The organism is Micromonospora vinacea, from assembly GCF_015751785.1.
Classification (GTDB): domain Bacteria; phylum Actinomycetota; class Actinomycetes; order Mycobacteriales; family Micromonosporaceae; genus Micromonospora; species Micromonospora vinacea.
Genome location: NZ_JADOTY010000001.1, coordinates 337,758 through 355,969 on the forward strand (window position 1 = coordinate 337,758; position 18,212 = coordinate 355,969).

Sequence of the window (18,212 nt, forward strand, 5' to 3'; positions counted from 1 at the left end):
CGGCGTCGTCCCCCGGCCACTCGGCCGGCTCAGAGCTTCGCCATCACCTCGCTGGCGACCAGCTCCAGGTGCTCCAGGTCGCTGAGGTCCAGCACCTGGAGATAGAGCCGCTCGCTGCCGATCTCCGCGTACCGGCCGATGGTGTCCAGCACCTCGGCGGGCGTCCCGGCCAGACCGTTGGCCCGCAGCTCGTCCGGTTCGCGGCCGATGGCGGCGGCCCGGCGGGCCACCTCGGCGTCGTCGCGCCCGCAGCAGAGCACCAGGGCGTTGGACCAGACCATCCCGGCCGGGTCCCGGCCGATGTCGACGCAGGCCGCGCGGACCCGGTCGAACTGCGCCGCCGTGTCCGGCACCGAGGCGAACGGCAGGTTGAACTCGTCGGCGTAGCGGGCGGCCAGCCGAGGGGTGCGCTTCGGGCCCGTTCCGCCGAGCAGGATCGGTGGACGCGACTGCTGCACGGGCTTGGGCAGGGCGGGCGAGTCACGGACCGGGTAGTACCGGCCGTCATTGTCGAACCGCTCCCCCGCCGGCGTGGACCAGAGCCCGGTGATCACGGCGAGTTGCTCCTCCAGCCGGTCGAACCGCTCGGCCAGCGGCGGGAACGGGATGCCGTACGCGCTGTGCTCCTCGGCGTACCAGCCGGTGCCGATGCCCAGCTCCACCCGGCCGCCGCTCATCTGGTCGACCTGCGCCACGGTGATCGCCAGCGGGCCGGGCAGCCGGAAGGTGGCGGCGGTCATCAACGTGCCGAGCCGGATGCGGCTGGTCTCCCGGGCCAGGCCGGCGAGGGTGGTCCACGCGTCGGTGGGGCCGGGTTCGCCGCTCACGTCGCCCATCATCAGGTAGTGGTCGGACCGGAAGAACGCGCCGTAGCCGGCGTCCTCGGCGCAGCGGGCGACGGCGAGCAACTGGTCGTAGCTGGCGCCCTGCTGGGGCTCGGTGAAGATCCGAAGTTCCATGATCCGAGCATAGGGAGCCGATCGGCGGTGTCGCGTCGGGATGGAGACCTCACTCATATGCTTTGACAGTCATATGAAGCAAGAGGCATATTAGGTGGGTGTCCACCGACGCCTTCACCGTCCTCGCCGAGCCCACCCGGCGCCGGATCCTCGACCAGCTCCGCGACGCCGAACGCAGCGTCGGCGAGCTGGTCGACGGGCTCGGGGTCAGCCAGCCGGCCGTCTCCAAACACCTGCGGGTGCTTCGCGACGCCGGCTTCGTCACCTGCCGGACGGCCGCTCGACAGCGGATCTACCGCCTCGACCCGGGCCCACTGCGGGACGTCGACGGCTGGCTCGACCCGTACCGGCGGCTCTGGGCCCGACACCTGGACGCCCTGGAACGGCACCTCGACAGTCAGGAGCAGTGAATGAACCGCGACGCGTTCCGCCCGAGCCCACCCGCCGACGTACGCGCCGCCCACGACGGCGCGACACTGGTCTTCGTCCGCGACCTACGGCATCCGCCAGCCACCGTCTGGGCGGCGCTGACCGACCCGGCCCAGCTCGCGCAGTGGGCGCCGTTCCTCGCCGACCGCGATCTCGGCACCGCCGGCGCCGCCGTGCTCACCCTCGTCGACGGCGAGACCACCCAGGAGCACCCGGCGACGGTACGCCGGGCCGAGCCGCCGCACCTGCTGGAGTACACCTGGGGCGACGACCTGCTGCGCTGGGAGCTGAGCCCGCTGGGCAGCGGCACCCGGCTCACCCTGCGGCACACAGTCGCCGACCAGGGCATCCTGCCGATGGTCGCGGCCGGCTGGCACCTCTGCCTCGACGTGGCCGACCGGCTGCTCGACGGCGACCCGGTCGGCCCGATCCGCGGTGCGGAGGCCAAGGACTTCGGCTGGCCCGAGCTGCGCGACGCGTACGCCGAACGGCTCGCTGAGGGCTGACCGGTGCGGTCCGGCGGCCCCGGAGCCCGGAGCCGCCGGAACCCGGTCAGACGTACGGCCGCTTGGCGTACGCCTCGCGGAGCGCGGCCAACCCGGTGGCCTTCGGCGTCAGGGTGCCCCACCCGGAGTTGAAGTAGTTGGTCCTCACGATCCGTGGCCCACCCTCGGCGTTGAGCTGGGCGATCGCCGCCGGCACCGTGGCGATCCAGGCCGCCTGGTTCGGGATCTCGGCCGCCCGGACCCCCCACTCGGCGATGATCACGGGCCGGGACAGCGCCACCGGGCCGAGATCCGCCACCGCCCAGTCCTTGGTGCGCCGAAAGCGGGCCAGCGCCGTGTGGCTGGCGTTGGTGCCGTACGCGTTCCACTGGAGGAAGTCGAGGCGGGACATCAGCGACTCCGGGTGGGTGCGCTGGAAACAGGCCCGGTCGAAGCCTCCCAGCCCCACCGAGAAGGTCGTTCCGGTCGGCAGCGTCCGCGCCTTGAACCACGTCAGGATGTAGTTCATCGCCTGTACCGCCCGAGCGTCCGACTCGGCCCAGGTGTACGCCTTGCCGTCCTCGGTGGTGCCGAACTCGTGATCGGTGTCCAGTTCCGAGGCGAGCTGGATGTTCACTCCGAAGCCGAGCGTCCGGTACTGCGACAGGGCGCGGGCGAACAACCCGTCACACTGCCCCTTGAGCACCTGGCCGTACCCGTACGCCCTCGGCCAGGTCGTGCCGGGCCGCTGCTGGATGGTCATCGTCGGTGCCGGCACGGTGTAGTTGACGCCGTCCACAGTGAAGCTCTGCGGTCCGTAGGTCGGAGCGCCGTAATGCTTCAACTCCAGGACCATGTTCATCTGCACCCCGGCCTTGCCCAGGGTGATCAGCCAGGGTCGGTTGTAGCCGGGGAAGATGTAGCCGTCGGCGAAGCTGCGGTACTGGGTGAGCGACCGGAAGTTGCCGCCGGCCATGTCGGCGGTCGGATCAGCGCCGCCGGACAGGTAGTAGCCGCCGAGCACGGGTTGGCCCAGGCTGTAGTCGGCGGTGGCCGTCGCGGTGTTGCCGGCGGCGTCGCGGACCTGGACGGTGACCCGGGGCATCACGCCACCGACCGATACACGGCCACGGAGCCGTTGTCGGAAACCCGGGTCCAGGTACGACCGGAGTTGTCGGTGACGGTCACGGTGAGCGGGTCGATGACCGCCGTGACCTTGACCGGCGCGCTGCTGTTGCCCTGCGCGTCGGTGACCACGATGGTGACGGTCAGCGGTTTGGTGTCGGCGTCCGAGTAGGTGACTGTCAGCAGCATCTGGTCACCCGGCGCGAAGACGGATGCGTTCAACGCTGCGGTTGCGGTGGGAGCGGCCATGTCGGGCCCTTTCTGGCTCGATCGCCAGGGCTCGGCGCGCGGTCATGCGACGCCGGACCCGGCGGGTCCACAGTGCGAAAGGCCGGCGGGGCACGGGGACGTTGGGCACGACCGGCGGACGGCGTTGCCTGACTGCCGACGGTGCTGACGTCCTTGTCCCGATGGGCGGAGGCACCGCTGCGGGCGCCCGCAGGGGTGTCGGTGGCAGCCACGGCCTGTCGTGCGCGCGATCGGCGCGGCAGCTGTGCCGTGACAGTCGCGGCTCCGGGGCCGGGCTGGGTGAGAGCGGCACCGACGCGGACGGTGCTGTCCGCGCCGGGCCGGAGGATCGGGATGTGGCCCGCCACCCGTCTACCTCCACCTGCCCCAAGGGTGCTCTACCAGGGGCTTTACCGTCTTGTCCGACTTGCGACAACGCCCGGTGAGGCTCGGGGCGACGGCTACTCGGGCCTCGTGCCCCGCACGGCCCAGGCCCGCGCGGTGAGCCGGATCGACAGGTCCGGCTCGACCGGAAGCCGGGTGGCCAGCAACTCCCGCAACGCGGCCCGGTCGGTCTCGGCCAGCGTCGCGACGTACCCCGGCGCCGACCCCTGACCGCCGAGGAACGGCGTCCAGTAGTCGGCGAAGTCGGTGAAGGTCGTCGGTACGTCGACCGGCCAGGAAGACACGTCCCGCAACCCGGCCTGCTCCCACAGCGCGCGGAGCGAGTCGGGTCGGCACACAGTGGTGCGGTTCCCCTCGTCCAGCTTCGCCGAGCCCGGGTCGAGCTGGGCGGCGGCGGCCCAGAAGTGCCGCATCATCGCCATCCCCTTGGCGTAGTCCCAGACGTAGGCAGCCGCCACCCCGGCCGGCCGGACCACCCGGGCGAACTCCGCCACCGCCCGCGCGGGCTCCGGCACGAAGTTGAGCGTCAAACCGCTGACCACCACGTCCACGACGCGATCGGGCAGTGGCAGCGCCCGCGCGTCACCAACCTGGAAGGCCGCCCGGGTGTCGGTGACCCGGGTACGCGCGACAGCGACGAACCCCTCCGACGGGTCGATGCCGATCACCCGGACGGGATCCGTGGTGGTGAGGATCGTCGAGGTCAGCTCCCCGGTGCCACTGCCCACGTCGACCCAGTGCCGCCCCGGCGGCACTGCCAACCCGCGCAGGAAGTCCACAGCGACGAGGCGGCTCCACCGACCCACGTACGCCTCGTACGCGGCACCGTCCGCCCACACCGGCTGCGCCATTCCGGAACGATACGACAGACCAGCTGCTGACCGAGGCCAACCAGGCACCCGAAGGCTCAGCGACGCCGCCGCGCCGGGTCGAGCAGGGCGGGCGGGGTGTCGAACTTCTCGGCTGCGGCAAGGTCGACCCCGGGTGCGACGATCGCGTCGATCGCGTCCAGCACGTCGGCCGGGAGCACGGTGTCCGCGGCGGCGAGCTGGGCGTGCAGGTGGTCGATGGTGCGGGGGCCGATGATCGCGCTGGTCACGGCCGGGTGCGCGGTGACGAACCCGAGTGCGAGCTGGATCAGGGTGAGCCCCGCCTCGTCGGCGACGGTGGCCAGCTGCTCGACGGCGTGCAGCCGGGCCTGGTTGGCCGGGACGCTGAGGTCGAAGCGGGCGGGCAGGAGCGCCGAGCGGCTGGTGGTGATCTCCCGGCCGGCGCGGATCGCACCGGAGAGCCAGCCCGAGGCGAGCGGGCTCCATGCGAGCACGCCGAGCCCGTACTGCTCGGTCACGGGCAGGACGTGGGCCTCGATCCCCCGTTGCAGGATCGAGTAGCTGGGCTGCTCGGTCACGTAACGACTCAGGTGGTGCTCCCGCGCGGCCCACTCGGCCTGCACGATGCGGTACGCGGGGAACGTCGAGGAGCCGAAGTAGCGGATCTTTCCGGCCCGTTGCAGGTCGGTCAGCGCGGACAGGGTCTCCTCGTCGCTGGTGGTCGGGTCCCACCTGTGGATCTGGTAGAGGTCGACATGGTCGACGCCGAGGCGGCGCAGGCTGTTGTCCAACTCGGTGACCAGCCAGCGGCGCGAGCTGCCGCGCTGATGGCGCTCGTCGCCCATCGGCATGCCGGCCTTCGTGGCCAGCACGATGTCGTCGCGGCGGCCGGCGATGGCCGCGCCGACCAGTTGCTCGGACTCGCCCTGGCTGTACATGTCGGCGGTGTCGATCAGGTTGATTCCGGCTTCCAGCGCGGCGTCGACGATCGCCGTCACCTCGCCCTGGGTGGTGTGCCCCAGTTTGCCGAAGTTCATCGCGCCGAGCACGAGGGTGCTGACCTGGACGCCGGTGCGCCCCAGGGTGCGGTACTGCATGGTTGTTCCTCCACGGAAGGTGTTGTGGCACTGGCCCACAGGTTCTGGCATCCTGGGGTAAGTGGAACCAGGTTCCGCTAAGAAAGATACGGAACAGTGTTCCGTTTGCCAAGTGGAGTGATGGGGGTAACGGCGCGGTGGCCGACATCGACAGCGGAACAGGACGGTCGACGCCGCGGAAGCGGGCCGACGCCCGGCGCAACGAGGCGACACTGCTGGAAGCCGCCGCCGCCGCCTTCGTCACCTCGGGCGTGGACGCGCCCGTACGCGACATCGCCGCCCGCGCCGGCGTCGGTGTGGGCACCATCTACCGCCACTTCCCGACCCGCGCCGACCTCATCGTCGCCGTCTACCGGCACCAGGTCGAGGCATGCGCGGAGGCCGGCCCGAGGCTGCTGGCCGACAGCAGCACACCGCACGCCGCCCTCGCCCAGTGGATCAACCTTTTCGTCGACTTCCTGGTTACCAAGCACGGCCTCGCCGAGGCGCTCCAGTCCGACGAAGCGGCCTTCCAGACCCTGCACGCCTACTTCCTGGACCGCCTCGTGCCGGTGTGCGCCCACCTGCTCGACGCCGCTGCCGCAGCCGGCGAGATCCCTCCCGACGTGACAGCCTTCGAGTTGCTGCGCGGTGTCGGCAACCTCTGCATCGGCGCCTGCGAACCCCGCTACGACGCGCGCCGCATGGTGGAACTCCTCGTCGCGGGCCTGCGCCAACGCCAGAGCGCCGGGCCGCGATAGCTTATTGATCATGGCGGACTGGGAGCTTCGGCAGGCCTCGATGGCGGACGTCGAGGCGGTGGCCGAGTTGCGGGCTGTGGTGCTGCGGGCCGATCTGGAGCGGCTCGGGCGGTACGACGAACAGCGGGTGCGGCAGCGCCTGCGCGACGGGTTCGCACCGGCGTACACCTGGGTCGTCGAGGTGGACGGCGCGTTCGCCGGCTGCGTGGCGCTGCGGCCCGACGCGGACGCCCACTGGCTGGAGCACTTCTACCTGGCCCCGCGGCTACAGGGCAGCGGCATCGGCACGGCAGTGCTGCGCGACCTGCTGGACCGGTGCGACCGCGCCGGCACGCCGGTGCGGCTGAACGTGCTGCGGGGCAGCCCGGCCCGGCGGCTGTACGAGCGGCACGGCTTCACGCTCGATACCGAGGATCCGGTGGACGTGTTCATGATCCGCGCACCCGGGAAGATCACCAGCGAGGCTCCGACGGTGTCAATGTAACGTTGACAGATGACGTCGGAGCTGGCTCGGTTGGCAGAGGTTCGCGCTACCCGCGCCCGCCTGGACGAGCAGGAGCTGGAGATCGTCGACCGCGCGCGCCACGACGGTGCGACGTGGGCCCAGATCGCGACGGCACTCGGCCTCGGCAGCCGGCAGGCCGCCGAGCAGCGTCGACAACGGCTGGTGGCGGCGCGGTGGTCGCGGCGGCAGCAGCTCGACCTCCGGCTGCCTCCGCAGATCTCGGCGCTGCGGGCGGCGGTGGCCGACCTCGGCCGGTGGATCGGCGCCGATCAGCGGTGGGACAGCCGCTTTCGTCGAGCGGCACTCGTGCGAAGCACTGTGGACGCCGCGCTGGACGCCGCCCCGGGCTCGCTGTACGAGTTGGCCGTGCACCTCGCCATCGATCTCGCCGAGGCGGGTGAGCGACTGCCCGCGCCCGCTCGAACCGTCGCGACCAAGCTCGACATCACCTTGTCAACGGTCCGTTGACCGTACGCGGCGGTATTGCTTGGGCGCGACTCAGGCTTGAGAGTGTGAGTCACCTCGACTCAACTCGGAGCGCTCATGCGTCGCAACGCGGGCCTGTTCGTGGCGATCTCCCTGCTGTCCGGCTTCGGCAGCAGCGCGATGTCCCTGGTCGCCGGCATCTGGATCCTCGACCTCACCGACTCCACCAGCCTCGCCGCCCTCGCCGGGCTCTGCGTGTACGCCCCGGTGCTCGCCGGCCCGTGGCTGGGCGGTCTGCTCGACCTCGCGCCCCGACGGCCGCTGGTCATCGCCGTCAACCTCATGTTGGCCGCCGCCCTGCTGGCACTCCTCGCCGTACGCGGGCCGGGGCAGACCTGGCTCATCTTCACCGTCTCGTGCGCCTACGGCGTCAGCTACGTGCTGATCGACGCCGGCGAGACGGCGCTGCTGCCGGCGGCGCTGGCACCGACCGAACTCGGCCACGTCAACGGGTGGCGCTCCAGCGCCCAGGAGGGCATGAAGCTCGTCGCTCCCCTGGCCGGGGCTGGCCTCTACGCGTGGCGGGGCGGTCACGCGGTCGCGGTCCTCAGCGCGGCCATGCCGGTCCTGGTCGCCATCCTGTACGCGGTGCTCCGCCTGACCCGGACACCCATTGACCAGTCCACCGAACGCGGAGGCGGCCCGCGTACCGGATTGGTGGTCCTGTTCGGACAGCGGGCCACACGGCTGCCGGTCGTGCTCGCCGCGGTGTCGATCGCCATGTCCGGCTTCACCACGGCGGGGATCTACGCGGTCGTCGTCACCGAGCTGCGCCTGCCGACGACGTTCCTGGGGGTGCTGGCCAGCGCGCAGGGCGCCGGTTCCATCCTCGGCGGCCTGATCGTCGGCCGGCTCATCGCGGCGAAAGGTGCCGGTGCCGTCGGTGTCGCCGGGACGGCGCTGTTCGCGGTCGGCTGCCTGGCGCGCTGCCTGCCGTGGTGGCCGGCCACTGTAGTCGGGGCGGTGGTGGCCGGCGTCGGGCTGCCCTGGACCCTGGTCGCGGCGGTGACCGCCGTGCAGACCCACACACCGTCGGCGCTGCTGGGACGAGTTTCCGCGTCGGCCAACACCGCGATGTTCGGTCCCCTCGTCGCGGCGATCCCGCTCGGCTCAGCGGCCGTCCACCTCGGCGCCCGCCCGCCGCTCGTCGCCGCCGCGGCGATCTGCCTGACAGCCGTGGTAGCGGCCACGTTCTACCGCCGGTCCACGTCGTCCGACGAGACACCGACCGTGCCCCCGCCGCGCCGAACGGCGAGAACGGGTCCGGCGAGCCGCTGACCAGGGTCAGCCGCGTACCGGATGGGTTGCCTGAAAGGCGAGCCGGCGGTCCGCGTCGGCAGCGATCTGGTCGAGGATGTCGTCCAGGTCGAGGAAGACCGACCACCGCTCACGGCCGGTGACGCCGGCCAGCCGGTCCACGAGCAACTCCTCCAGGTCGGTGACCCGCTTTCCCTTCCACACCTTGTCGGCCACGCTGACCAGCAGGTCGTCGACGTCGATGCCGTCCCGGTGCCAGGACGCGTGGTCGCGCGCGAACCGGGCCGACGACTCGGCGACGCCGTGCTGAAGCAGCAGCTCGTAGCCGGCGGGCTCGTGCGCGGACCCGGGCCCGGACAGCTCCTCCGGGTGCCGGACCTTGCCGATGTCGTGGGTGGCGGCACCGAAGAGCACCGCCTCGCTGTCGAACGAGAGCTGCGGGAACCGGTGCGCCAGCGCGTCGGAGAGTTGCGCGGCGACGTCGTGCACGGCCCGCAGGTGCGCGGCGAGGCGTGGCGGCGCGTCCAGCGCCTCCAGCAGGGCCACGACCCGGTCGGGCAGGGGCCGCAGCGGCGGGTCCGCGGGTGCGGTGAGGGCGCGGCGCAACGAATCGGACGTCACCCCGGCAAGGATACGACCAACCGCCGCCATGCGATCCGTTGATCATGTGATGGAAAACAGGTCAGGAACGGCGCTCAAAGCTACTTTTCATCACCTGATCATGGCGCGAGCGGTGGGACGGGTTGACCCCGGCCCGGCCCGTGGACTGGGCCGGGCCGGGATCACCTCAGCGGACGCCGAACGCGCGGATCACCGTCTGGGTGACGGAGCCGTGCTTCGCGGCGTCGGTGGCGGTCGCCCGGACGCTGACGAACCGGGCCGACTTCGGGGCGTCGAGGGTGCCGGCGCGGCCGAGTTCGCGCCAGGTGCGGCCGTCGTCGTAGGACACCTCGACGCTGGCTGCCGCACCGAGTGGCCTGCCGTCGATCCGGGTCGCGGTGACCTCAAGGCGGGCATGCCGCGACGCCACCCCGGACAGGTTGGTCGTCACCTGGTAGTCGAGCTGCACCAGGTCGAGCGGGGTCGGCTCCACGTGCTCCAGGTTCGGCGCGGGTGAACGGAAGGTCCACTCGGTGTCCGTGCGGGTGCTGTACGGCGTCACGCTGCCGTGGTGGGAGGTGTGCGCGACCATCCGCAGGGACTTCGCCGCCGTACCGACCTCGGCGACCAGGGAGTCCCCGTCGGCCTTGGCCAGCTCGGTGCCGCCCTCGTAGAGCGCAGTCGTCTGGGTGGCACCCTGGGCAAGCATGCCCTGGTGGTGCGGGTCGCCATCGCCGAAGGCGGGGAGGCCGAAGACGCCGACGAGGTCACCGATCCGCGACGGTGCTGGGAACGGGCCGTCGTCGAAGAGGCGTGGCCGACCGACCGGCGCGAACCAGGAGGTGTTCGTGGTGCGACCGATCGGATACGTGTGCGTGTCCGACAGGATGGTCATCTCGGGCACACCGGCCTGCTCCCGCCATGCGCCGCCGGACACCCAGTCGGTGCGCCGGCCCTGGGCCGGGATGGGCAGGATCGGCCCGATGAGGGCGGAGCCGGGCCGGTCGGGGTGGGCGTCGCCGCGGGTCAGCACACCCGTGCCGGCACTGCGACTGCGGAAGTCCTGCTCCACCCGGGCCAGGTCACGCTCGCGCGGTCGCCACGTGAGGTCGGGGGGGATCGCGCCGGTGTGCCAACGGTTGAGGTCGTAGACGTAGCGCGGCTCAGGGTGCGACTCCACGCTGACCGTCGACCGCCCGAGCAGAGACAGCAGGCGCTCCCCCTGGTCGCGGGCGATGGCGGCGACCGGCAGCGGCGTACTCGGGTCACCCACCTCCCACCAGGCGTCCAACCGACCGCCACCGGTGTTCACGATGAGCAGCATCGTCGCGCCGGCCTGGTGGGCGGCGTCCGCCTGCGCGATCGCGGTCGGAACGTCGACGTACCGGACGACCGCCACCTTGCCGCGCGCCGGAGCGAACGATCCACCCGTCGGGATCAGCACCGCGCCCCGCCGATAGACGCCCTCGGCAAGTTTCGCCGAACCGGACTGCGGCAGCAGATCGTCGAAGCGCTCGCCGGCCACGGTGAGCGACAGCGGCGGTTGCGTGGAACTCCACCGGGTGCCGAAGGTGAAGTCACCCTGGACGACCTTCCGCCCGGTCGGCGTCGCCCAGATGCTGTCGTACTGCGGGCCCACCACGTAGTCGTCGCCGAACGGGTACCTGCCGGGGTGGGAACGGAACAGGTCGACGCGCAGCTGCGCCAGGCTGCTCCGCGACGGGGTCACCGCGCGGGCCTGGATCAGCTTGCGGCCGTCCAGGACCACCTCGCGGTCGCTGTCGAGGACCACCTCGGGCGCGACCAGCACGGCACGGCCCAGCGAGTGCGGTCCGTTGGCGCCCGGCACGTCGGCGTACATCCACATCGCCCAGGTGCTCGCGGGGAGGCGCACCTTCAGCGTTCCGCCGGCGTCCACCTCGAAGACCTTCGGGACGGTGTCGTGCAGCACGTCCTTCACGATCAGGACGCCGCTCAGCGGCTTGCCGTCCGGGCCCTTGCCGGTCACGGTGAGGTTCGCGTGCTTGGCCTCCCGGTTGAGACCCACGACGGTGCGCAGGGAGATGCCGTCCGGCCCGGTGGCGGTCACCGATCCGATGGCGTACGTGCCGTCCGGCATCGGGTCGAGCGGCGCGATCACCGGTGCCGTGGCGGTTCCCCGCGCGGGCACGGTGACCTGCCGTCGCGGCAGCGTGAACGCCTGTCCGGCCACCGTCAGGTCGAGCGTAACCGCCCGATCTCCCGTGTTCGTGTAGGTGATCGTCTGCTCGGCCTGCTGCCCCGGTGAGTACGGCCACCGCAGGCCGGCGAAGGTGGTGCCGGTCGCGAACACCGTCGCGCGCACGGCGGCGTCCACGTCGACGCGACCGCTTCCGGCCCATTCCAGCGGATGCCGCGGGGTGCCCTTGCTGGTGCTCATCAGCGCGTCCTTGAGGCGCGCGCCGGTCCACTCCGGGTGCGCTGCGGCGAGCAGGACCGCCGCCCCCGCCACGTGCGGCGAGGCCATCGAGGTGCCGCTCATTGTCTGGTACGCGCCCTCGCCCTCGGCCGCGTACTGGGACCTGGCGGCCAGGATGTCGACGCCCGGCCCGGTGATGTCCGGCTTGGGCGCGTTGTCGCCGTGGCGCGGGCCACGGCTGGAGAAGACCGCCAGCCGGTCCTGCGCGTCGACAGCGCCGACGGTAAGCGCCGACGCGGCCGCGCCGGGCGCGCCGACCGTCACGACGTCCGGTCCGCTGTTGCCGGCCGCGATCACGAACAGCGTCCCGGTCTCGGCGCTGAGCCGGTCGACTGCGGCGCTGAGCGGGTCGGTTCCGTCGGTCGGACGGCCGCCAAGGCTCATGTTGACCACCCGGGCCCGGGCGGTGCGGGCCGCCCACTCCATGCCGCTGATGATCCAGGAGTCCTGGCCCTCGCCCTGGTCGTTGAGCACCTTGCCGATGTGCAGGTCGGCGCCCGGCGCCACACCCCGTTCGGCACCGCCCGACGCCGCGCCGGTACCGGCGATGGTGGACGCCACGTGGGTGCCGTGCCCGTGCCGGTCGGTCACCTCCTCGCCGGGAACGAAGCTCGCCGCCTCCTCGATCCGGCCGGCCAGATCCGGGTGTTCCCGGTCGACGCCGGTGTCGAGCACTGCGACGTCCACGCCCACGCCGGTGTCCCCGCCAGCCCACACCTGCGGCGCACCGATCTGCGCGGTGCTCTCCGCCAACGCGGCACGTACTTTGCCGTCCAGCCAGATCCGCGAGACACCGCCCCGCATCGACGTCCCCGGGGCGGCGACCGTCGACCAGAACTCCCGCGAGCGCGCCACGGTGATCGCCGCGCCACCGATGCTCGCCAGCGGGCGTACCTCGGCGGCGCTCTTCGGCAGCGCCCGGGCGCCGGCCGCGTACTCGACGATCAGCGGCAGCCGGTCGGCGTGCGCGTCGTCGTAACCGTCGGCGATGAGCCGGGTCACGTTGAACAGGTCGTTGTCGAGCAGGCCCGACGCGACGTACGGCAGCGCGGCGTCCGGATAGGCGTACGTCTCGCCGCCGAAGGTGCTGATGCGTACCCCTGCGGCGGCCTCCACCCGGGTCACCGCCGTGCCGGTCACGGTCACCCGGTCGCCGGTGATGAGCGTGACCGTACGCGACGGCGACCCGGCGGTCGGGGCGGTCGCAGCCGCGGCCGGTGTGATGGGCACCGGGACGCCCATCGTGGCGGCCGTCAGTACGGCCAATATCGAATTGACGAGCAACGCGACTCCTGCGCAGTAGGGAAGCGGGTGGCACCAAGGTTCTAGAGATCGCGTAACGGCACAATCGGGCCGTCCTGGCCACGTTGCGTCACGTCAATTCGGCGACAGGCGGCGCGACACGCGTGGATACTGTCTAGCCATGCCGCTCAGTCCGGACGAGGTCGAGCTGTTCGAGCACTCCAGGGCCCGCCTGGAGGCGATCGCCTACCGCCTGCTGGGCTCGGCCAGCGACGCGGAGGACGCCGTCCAGGACACCTTCCTCCGCTGGCAGGGCGCCGACCGGGAGCACGTCGAGACGCCCGAGGCGTGGCTGACGAAGGTCCTCACCAACGTGTGCCTCAACCAGCTGACCTCGGCGCGGGCCCGGCGGGAAACCTATGTGGGCACCTGGCTGCCCGAGCCGGTCCTCGCCGGGGACCGGATGCTCGGCCCGCTCGACACCGCCGAGCAGCGCGAATCGGTCTCGATGGCGGTGCTCACCCTGCTGGAGCGGTTGTCGCCCAACGAGCGCGCGGTGTACGTGCTGCGGGAGGCCTTCGGCTACTCGCACGGTGAGATCGCCGAGATCCTCGGCATCACCGAGTCGAACTGCCAGCAGACCTACCGGCGTGCCAAGCAGCACGTCACCGCGGAGCGGGCCCGGGCGGAGGTCGACCAAACCGCCGCGCGGAAGATCGTCGCGGAGTTCCTCACGGCCGCCAACAACGGCGAGATCCAGCGACTGGTGGCGTTGCTGACCGACGACGCGACGAGCACCGCCGACGGCGGCGGCAAGATCCCGGCCCGGTCCGCGCCGATCGTCGGCGCGCTGGCGGTGGCGAAGTTCCTGCGTGGCCTCTTCAAACCGGCCGACGTCAAACGGGACCTGGTCGGTGGCAGCCCGGCCATGTACGTCACCACCGCCAACGGCGCCCCCGCGGTGGTGGTCGTGATCGACGACCGGGTCATCGGCGTGATGTCAGTGGAGGTGACGCCCGAGGGTGTCACAGCCATCCACAACCAGGTCAACCCCGACAAGCTCGCCCGCGCCACCCGGCAGTGGTCGGCCTCCGAGCACGAGGAGCCCACCCTGCACGTCTGGTGATCCAGCTCATAGCCGGCTCCTGTCAGGAATCGCGTCGCTGTCCGGTTCAGGAAGCGACCACCACCGAGACAGGAGTGCCACCATGAAGCACCGCATCGTCGTCCTCGGAGCGGGGTACGCCGGAGCCATGGCCGCCGGGCGCCTCGCCAAGCGGCTGCACGCCGACGACACCGAGATCACCGTCGTCAACGCCGACGCGGATTTCGTCGAGCGGGTCCGTATGCACCAACTCGCCACCGGGCAGGACCTCAAGCGCCGCCCGCTAAGCGAGGTCTTCGCCGGCACCGCAGTCACGCCTCGGCTGGCACGGGTCACCGCCGTCGACGTCGACCGCAGGACCGTCGCGCTCGCCGACGACCACGGCGTCGACGAGATCGCCTACGACACACTCGTCTACGCCCTCGGTAGCGCTACCGCCGACCATGGCGTTCCCGGGGTGGCCGAGCACGCGTACGACATCGCCGGCAGGTCCTCGGCGCTGCGTTTGCGCGACCGCCTCGCCCACCTCGCGGCCGGCGGGACCGTGCTCGTCGTCGGCGGGGGACTCACCGGCCTCGAAGCGGTCACCGAGATCGCGGAGGCCCGACCGGACCTCGACGTCGCGCTCGCCGCCCGTGGCGGGCTCGGCGACTGGCTCAACGGCAAGGCGCAGCAGCACCTGCGCGGCGTCTGCGACCGGCTCGGCATCACCGTGCACCAGCACGCCGACATCGCGCGGGTCGAGGCGGCCGGTGCCGTGACCCGCGACGGCCGGGAGATCCCGGCCCAGGTGACAGTGTGGACGACCGGCTTCGCCGTGCACCCCATCGCCGCCGCCACGACCCTGGCGGTCGCGGACACCGGGCAGATCATTGTCGACGCCAGCATGCGGTCGGTCTCACACCCCGAGGTGTACGCGGTGGGCGACGCCGCGATCGCCGAAGGGCCGGGCGGCAAGCCACTGCGGATGTCCTGCGCGTCGGGCATCCCGATGGCCTGGCAGGCCGCCGACGCCATCGCCGCACGGCTGACCGGTCGGGCGAAGTTCCCCAAGGCCCCGCTGCGCTACTTCAACCAGTGCATCAGCCTCGGCCGCCGCGACGGCATCATCCAGTACGTGACCGCCGACGACCGGGCCAGGCCGGCCCAGCTCACCGGGAAGCTGGCGGCCCGGTACAAGGAGTTCGTCTGCACGGGCGCCGCCTGGAGCATCTCCCACCCGGTGCTCTACCCGGTGCGCCGCCACCGCGTCGTCCCGACCCGAACGGAGATCCGCACGGCCGCGTCCTGACAGGTGGCTGAGGCACAGCCGCGTCCTCACGGGCTTACCGAGGGCGCGTTCCTCTGGAGATACCGCATCAACGACCGCCTGCCCAACTTCAACGCTGCGCTGGTGACCGCCTGATCACGTTGATGGGAGAGCTCGGCAAACCGTGCTCGCACATCGGTCAGCGGTTGGTGTGGCGCCCAGATGGTCCGGAAGGCCCTGGCCTGGTCGGCCAGGGACTGGTTGGCCGCAGCGGAGGTGAACGCCACTTCGCTGCGGTGGGCGGCCCCGGAACTGCTGGCTACCGAGGCGAGGCCGGCGGCCACCAGGGCCGCGAGCGCAGCTGCCGTGCCCAGCTCGGCGGAAGCCAGCCCGGCCGCCCCCGACGCGCCTGCGAGGACCGCCGACGAGACAGTGGTCAGGGTGTTCCAGCGTTGCCAAAACGCGGCTTGCCTCCGCTGAAGTGAAGCCCAGGAGTCGTGCCGCTGTTCGAGCAACTCGGCTTCAGCGATGAAGACGGCGCGCTCCTGCTGCTCCCCATCCACGGATCGCATTGTGTCAGAGGTCCGCACGGCCGCCTCCTGACCGGCCGTGAGCCAGCCCTAGGCTGTCGCAATGGCGGCGGAACAAGTGTTGATCGATCTCGACGAACACGGTCATGAGCCGGTCGAACGCAGTGGCATCACTCAGCGGAACGTCGCGAACAGTCGGAAGACGCTCCTTCAACTCGTCGCCGCCTTCGTGATCGGTGTGGTGCTCGGCGGCATCGGTGTCGGCGAGTTGCGAGACTCCCGCGCACAGCGCGAGCGGTCCACTGTGGTCGCCCTCGTGGCCCTACCCGAGTCGGGCTATTCGGGAGGCTCGAACTCCAGGGGAACCGTCCGGCTGAACGGGCAGCTGACAATGATCAACACCGGCCCCGCGCCGATCACGATTCGCGCCGTCCATGCGGAAAGGCTGGGCGTCCAGGTGCGCGCGATCGGTCAGGCCCGGCAGGTACGCCCGGGCGGCATCGGCCAGATCCTCGTCGACCTGCAATTGGATTGCTCGACCGCGTTCCAGCCGGAGCCGTTGTCGATGCGGTTCTCCGTCGAGACCGAGGACAAGCGGCTCAGAGAGGTGCGCTACCCGGTCGCTCTCGTCGGAAGCGCCTGGCAGGAAGACGCCCTGCTCATGTGCGAGCCCAGGCTCGACTCGTAGCCGGACGGTTTGATCGGCTCGTCTGCTGAGCCCGGGGTCACTGCTACCTGTCCCCGTAGTGATACCGGCAGGCGATGTACCTCACCCCGACGACACGACGCGGCAGAAGTCCGGCCGCGTGGCGTTGTCGGGCGGGCCGGAGTCCCGCTGGGCGCCGGCCCGCCCGCATTCGCCCGAAGCTGATTACCAGCCGTGACCCCAACCGGCTTGAGCTGGCGCGGCCATCCAGGTGACGGCCAGGATGGCGCCGAGGGCCGTTGCGTAGATAACACGACGGATTCGCATGAAGTCTCCCTCTCAAGGGGTGTGTGCTGCCGTCTGGATAGGCGACAGCGCTGACGGATCGTTGGGGCCCCCACGTATCGGCGAAACTCGTCACCCAATCCTGCTGGCCAGCGTCCCGGGTGACCGGACATCAGCGTATTGACGCCAGCTCGGCGTCCGCTACGGTCGATGCCTGTTCCGTACAGCCGCGTCCTGTCCGGGCTGCTCACGGGTCTGTCCGGAGTTGTTCGGGGCGCTCAGATCGGCTGCTTCCGCGCGACCAGGTGAACCAGCATCAGCGCCGTCCTCTTGTCGGGCTGCACGAACGCGGTGCGGATCAGGTACGTGCCACGCGCCAGGTCCGCGGTGAGGTGGGTGGTGTGCTCCAGCCCGTCGCCGCTGTAGGCGGAGTCGAACAACTCGGCTGGCCCGCTGGTCGTCCACGTACCCGCGTCTTCCCAGTCGGCGATCTCGACCGCCCGGGGAACGAGGCGGACGACCTCTGCCTCCGAGGCCGCGTAGAGCCACCGCACGAAGATCCGCCGGTCCGGGAGGTACGTGGTGGAGGCCGGTTCGTCGGCCAGAACGAGCGCCTGGTCGGCACCGACCTCAATCACCCCCACGTGACCGTCGACCCGGCAGGCCCGGTCGTAGTCACCCCAGGAGTCATCGTCGTCGTCCGACGCGCCCTTCCACTCGCCGAGCGCTGTCGTCGGCACAACGATGAGCGGCCCGCCGCCCGAATCGACCCACGGCAGCAGACTGACCGGCGTGCGCGTACGCGCGAGGACGTGGGCCAGGTCGGTCATGTCGGTCACGACCGCGTCGGCACCGGCGGCGGCGAGACGTTCGGCCTTGCCGGGTTTGTTGGCGTACCCGATGCAGGCGACACCGGCGGCTCGGGCGGCTTCGACGTCGGTGACCGCGTCACCGACCAGAACAGCGGCATCGGGTGCGACCTTCAGCTCTTGCAGGGCCTGCACAACGGGCGCCGGGTTGGGCTTCAGCAGATCGGGGTGCTCGCCCCGACCGATGACGGCGGCGAAGTAGCGGGCCCGGTCGCGGCGCCCGAGGTAGGCGCCGATTGCTGCGGCGGAGTTGTTGCTGACGATGGCGAGGGGACGCCCGGTCGCCAGGCATGCCGCGACCACGTCGAAGGCTCCGATCGTCGTCTCCGCGGATGCCGCTGCCTCGATCTCCGCCGCCGCCAGTGCCGCACCGACGACGCCCACCAGTTCGGGCGCGAACACAGCTGTCGCGCGGTACAGCTCCAGCGGGTCGTCCCCGTCGCGCAGTTCGTCGGGCAGGACGACGCCCCGGCCGACGATCAGCTGACGCAGGTCGGCGGCGATGCGCGGCGCGGCCCTGCTGCCGAACAGGCGGCAGATCGGACCGTCGAAGTCGACGAGGACGGCCTCGGCCCGCTCGACGATGTCGGCGAGCCGGTCAGCTGGCCGTTCTGCCTCGATCGTCACCACGCGCTCCCGTGGACCGTCTTCTCCGTCAAGGCTGTCGATCCTAGAGACCGGC

The 18,212-nt window shown here is 71.4% G+C and carries 18 protein-coding genes; 9 read left to right on the forward strand and 9 right to left on the reverse strand.

Annotated features, from left to right (window positions below; translation table 11 throughout):
• Positions 1–29 precede the first annotated feature (29 nt).
• On the reverse strand, positions 30–959 hold the full coding sequence (locus IW249_RS01615; protein ID WP_196919174.1) for an LLM class F420-dependent oxidoreductase: 930 nt from the start codon (positions 957–959) through the stop codon (positions 30–32).
• A gap of 98 nt (positions 960–1,057) precedes the next feature.
• Between IW249_RS01615 and IW249_RS01620 the strand changes: the two genes are divergently transcribed.
• Together IW249_RS01620 and IW249_RS01625 are read left to right on the forward strand one after the other, a co-directional pair.
• Positions 1,058–1,369 carry an ArsR/SmtB family transcription factor gene (locus IW249_RS01620; RefSeq protein WP_112699184.1) on the forward strand — a complete coding sequence of 104 codons (312 nt, stop codon included), beginning with the start codon at positions 1,058–1,060 and terminating at the stop codon, positions 1,367–1,369.
• A complete protein-coding gene (locus IW249_RS01625) occupies positions 1,370–1,894 on the forward strand; it encodes an SRPBCC family protein (RefSeq protein WP_196919175.1) in 525 nt (174 codons plus the stop codon).
• Positions 1,895–1,940: 46 nt separating this feature from the next.
• Here the strand turns inward: IW249_RS01625 and IW249_RS01630 are convergent, their stop codons facing one another.
• The 4 genes from IW249_RS01630 to IW249_RS01645 all read right to left on the reverse strand — a co-directional run bounded on the left by IW249_RS01630 (position 1,941) and on the right by IW249_RS01645 (position 5,558).
• The gene (locus tag IW249_RS01630) at positions 1,941–2,978 is read right to left on the reverse strand and encodes a hypothetical protein (protein WP_196919176.1); all 1,038 of its coding nucleotides are present in this window, start codon (positions 2,976–2,978) and stop codon (positions 1,941–1,943) included.
• On the reverse strand, positions 2,978–3,247 hold the full coding sequence (locus IW249_RS01635; protein WP_124859437.1) for a hypothetical protein: 270 nt from the start codon (positions 3,245–3,247) through the stop codon (positions 2,978–2,980). The genes IW249_RS01630 and IW249_RS01635 overlap by 1 nt, the downstream gene beginning before the upstream one ends.
• 440 nt (positions 3,248–3,687) lie before the next feature.
• Positions 3,688–4,482, reverse strand: coding sequence for a class I SAM-dependent methyltransferase (locus IW249_RS01640; protein ID WP_196919177.1), 795 nt, complete (start codon positions 4,480–4,482; stop codon positions 3,688–3,690).
• A 56-nt stretch (positions 4,483–4,538) separates the two neighbouring features.
• On the reverse strand, positions 4,539–5,558 hold the full coding sequence (locus IW249_RS01645; RefSeq protein WP_196919178.1) for an aldo/keto reductase: 1,020 nt from the start codon (positions 5,556–5,558) through the stop codon (positions 4,539–4,541).
• Positions 5,559–5,695: 137 nt separating this feature from the next.
• Between IW249_RS01645 and IW249_RS01650 the strand changes: the two genes are divergently transcribed.
• From IW249_RS01650 to IW249_RS01665, 4 genes are all read left to right on the forward strand, one after another.
• A complete protein-coding gene (locus IW249_RS01650; protein WP_196919179.1) occupies positions 5,696–6,298 on the forward strand; it encodes a TetR/AcrR family transcriptional regulator in 603 nt (200 codons plus the stop codon).
• A 10-nt stretch (positions 6,299–6,308) separates the two neighbouring features.
• On the forward strand, positions 6,309–6,782 hold the full coding sequence (locus IW249_RS01655; protein WP_196919180.1) for a GNAT family N-acetyltransferase: 474 nt from the start codon (positions 6,309–6,311) through the stop codon (positions 6,780–6,782).
• A 9-nt stretch (positions 6,783–6,791) separates the two neighbouring features.
• On the forward strand, positions 6,792–7,271 hold the full coding sequence (locus IW249_RS01660; protein ID WP_196919181.1) for a hypothetical protein: 480 nt from the start codon (positions 6,792–6,794) through the stop codon (positions 7,269–7,271).
• Between the two features lie 75 nt (positions 7,272–7,346).
• Positions 7,347–8,567 carry an MFS transporter gene (locus IW249_RS01665; RefSeq protein ID WP_196919182.1) on the forward strand — a complete coding sequence of 407 codons (1,221 nt, stop codon included), beginning with the start codon at positions 7,347–7,349 and terminating at the stop codon, positions 8,565–8,567.
• Between the two features lie 6 nt (positions 8,568–8,573).
• Here the strand turns inward: IW249_RS01665 and IW249_RS01670 are convergent, their stop codons facing one another.
• Both IW249_RS01670 and IW249_RS01675 read right to left on the reverse strand, forming a co-directional pair.
• A complete protein-coding gene (locus IW249_RS01670) occupies positions 8,574–9,167 on the reverse strand; it encodes an HD domain-containing protein (RefSeq protein ID WP_196919183.1) in 594 nt (197 codons plus the stop codon).
• Positions 9,168–9,333: 166 nt separating this feature from the next.
• Positions 9,334–12,834, reverse strand: coding sequence for a S8 family serine peptidase (locus IW249_RS01675; protein ID WP_307788492.1), 3,501 nt, complete (start codon positions 12,832–12,834; stop codon positions 9,334–9,336).
• Between the two features lie 193 nt (positions 12,835–13,027).
• On the opposite strand from IW249_RS01675, the gene IW249_RS01680 reads away from it, so the two are divergent.
• Both IW249_RS01680 and IW249_RS01685 read left to right on the forward strand, forming a co-directional pair.
• Positions 13,028–13,972 (forward strand): RNA polymerase sigma-70 factor, encoded by a 945-nt coding sequence (locus IW249_RS01680; RefSeq protein WP_196919184.1) that lies wholly within the window; start codon positions 13,028–13,030, stop codon positions 13,970–13,972.
• A gap of 82 nt (positions 13,973–14,054) precedes the next feature.
• Entirely contained in the window at positions 14,055–15,242 is a 1,188-nt protein-coding gene (locus IW249_RS01685; protein WP_196919185.1) for an NAD(P)/FAD-dependent oxidoreductase, read from the forward strand.
• Positions 15,243–15,268: 26 nt separating this feature from the next.
• Here IW249_RS01685 and IW249_RS01690 read toward each other — a convergent pair whose 3' ends face one another.
• On the reverse strand, positions 15,269–15,763 hold the full coding sequence (locus IW249_RS01690; RefSeq protein WP_196919186.1) for a hypothetical protein: 495 nt from the start codon (positions 15,761–15,763) through the stop codon (positions 15,269–15,271).
• A gap of 70 nt (positions 15,764–15,833) precedes the next feature.
• Between IW249_RS01690 and IW249_RS01695 the strand changes: the two genes are divergently transcribed.
• On the forward strand, positions 15,834–16,418 hold the full coding sequence (locus IW249_RS01695) for a hypothetical protein (RefSeq protein WP_196919187.1): 585 nt from the start codon (positions 15,834–15,836) through the stop codon (positions 16,416–16,418).
• 521 nt (positions 16,419–16,939) lie between these two features.
• On the opposite strand, the gene IW249_RS01700 is transcribed toward IW249_RS01695, so the two are convergent.
• A complete protein-coding gene (locus IW249_RS01700; protein ID WP_196919188.1) occupies positions 16,940–18,157 on the reverse strand; it encodes an Imm21 family immunity protein in 1,218 nt (405 codons plus the stop codon).
• Positions 18,158–18,212 lie beyond the last annotated feature (55 nt).

Excerpts from the sequence above, each read along its gene's own strand:
- IW249_RS01615 (WP_196919174.1), bottom strand. The coding sequence starts at position 959 with ATGGAACTTCGGATCTTCACCGAGCCCCAGCAGGGCGCCAGCTACGAC.
- IW249_RS01625 (WP_196919175.1), top strand. The coding sequence starts at position 1,370 with ATGAACCGCGACGCGTTCCGCCCGAGCCCACCCGCCGACGTACGCGCC.
- IW249_RS01630 (WP_196919176.1), bottom strand. The coding sequence starts at position 2,978 with ATGCCCCGGGTCACCGTCCAGGTCCGCGACGCCGCCGGCAACACCGCG.
- IW249_RS01635 (WP_124859437.1), bottom strand. The coding sequence starts at position 3,247 with ATGGCCGCTCCCACCGCAACCGCAGCGTTGAACGCATCCGTCTTCGCG.
- IW249_RS01640 (WP_196919177.1), bottom strand. The coding sequence starts at position 4,482 with ATGGCGCAGCCGGTGTGGGCGGACGGTGCCGCGTACGAGGCGTACGTG.
- IW249_RS01645 (WP_196919178.1), bottom strand. The coding sequence starts at position 5,558 with ATGCAGTACCGCACCCTGGGGCGCACCGGCGTCCAGGTCAGCACCCTC.
- IW249_RS01655 (WP_196919180.1), top strand. The coding sequence starts at position 6,309 with ATGGCGGACTGGGAGCTTCGGCAGGCCTCGATGGCGGACGTCGAGGCG.
- IW249_RS01660 (WP_196919181.1), top strand. The coding sequence starts at position 6,792 with ATGACGTCGGAGCTGGCTCGGTTGGCAGAGGTTCGCGCTACCCGCGCC.
- IW249_RS01665 (WP_196919182.1), top strand. The coding sequence starts at position 7,347 with ATGCGTCGCAACGCGGGCCTGTTCGTGGCGATCTCCCTGCTGTCCGGC.
- IW249_RS01680 (WP_196919184.1), top strand. The coding sequence starts at position 13,028 with ATGCCGCTCAGTCCGGACGAGGTCGAGCTGTTCGAGCACTCCAGGGCC.
- IW249_RS01685 (WP_196919185.1), top strand. The coding sequence starts at position 14,055 with ATGAAGCACCGCATCGTCGTCCTCGGAGCGGGGTACGCCGGAGCCATG.
- IW249_RS01695 (WP_196919187.1), top strand. The coding sequence starts at position 15,834 with ATGGCGGCGGAACAAGTGTTGATCGATCTCGACGAACACGGTCATGAG.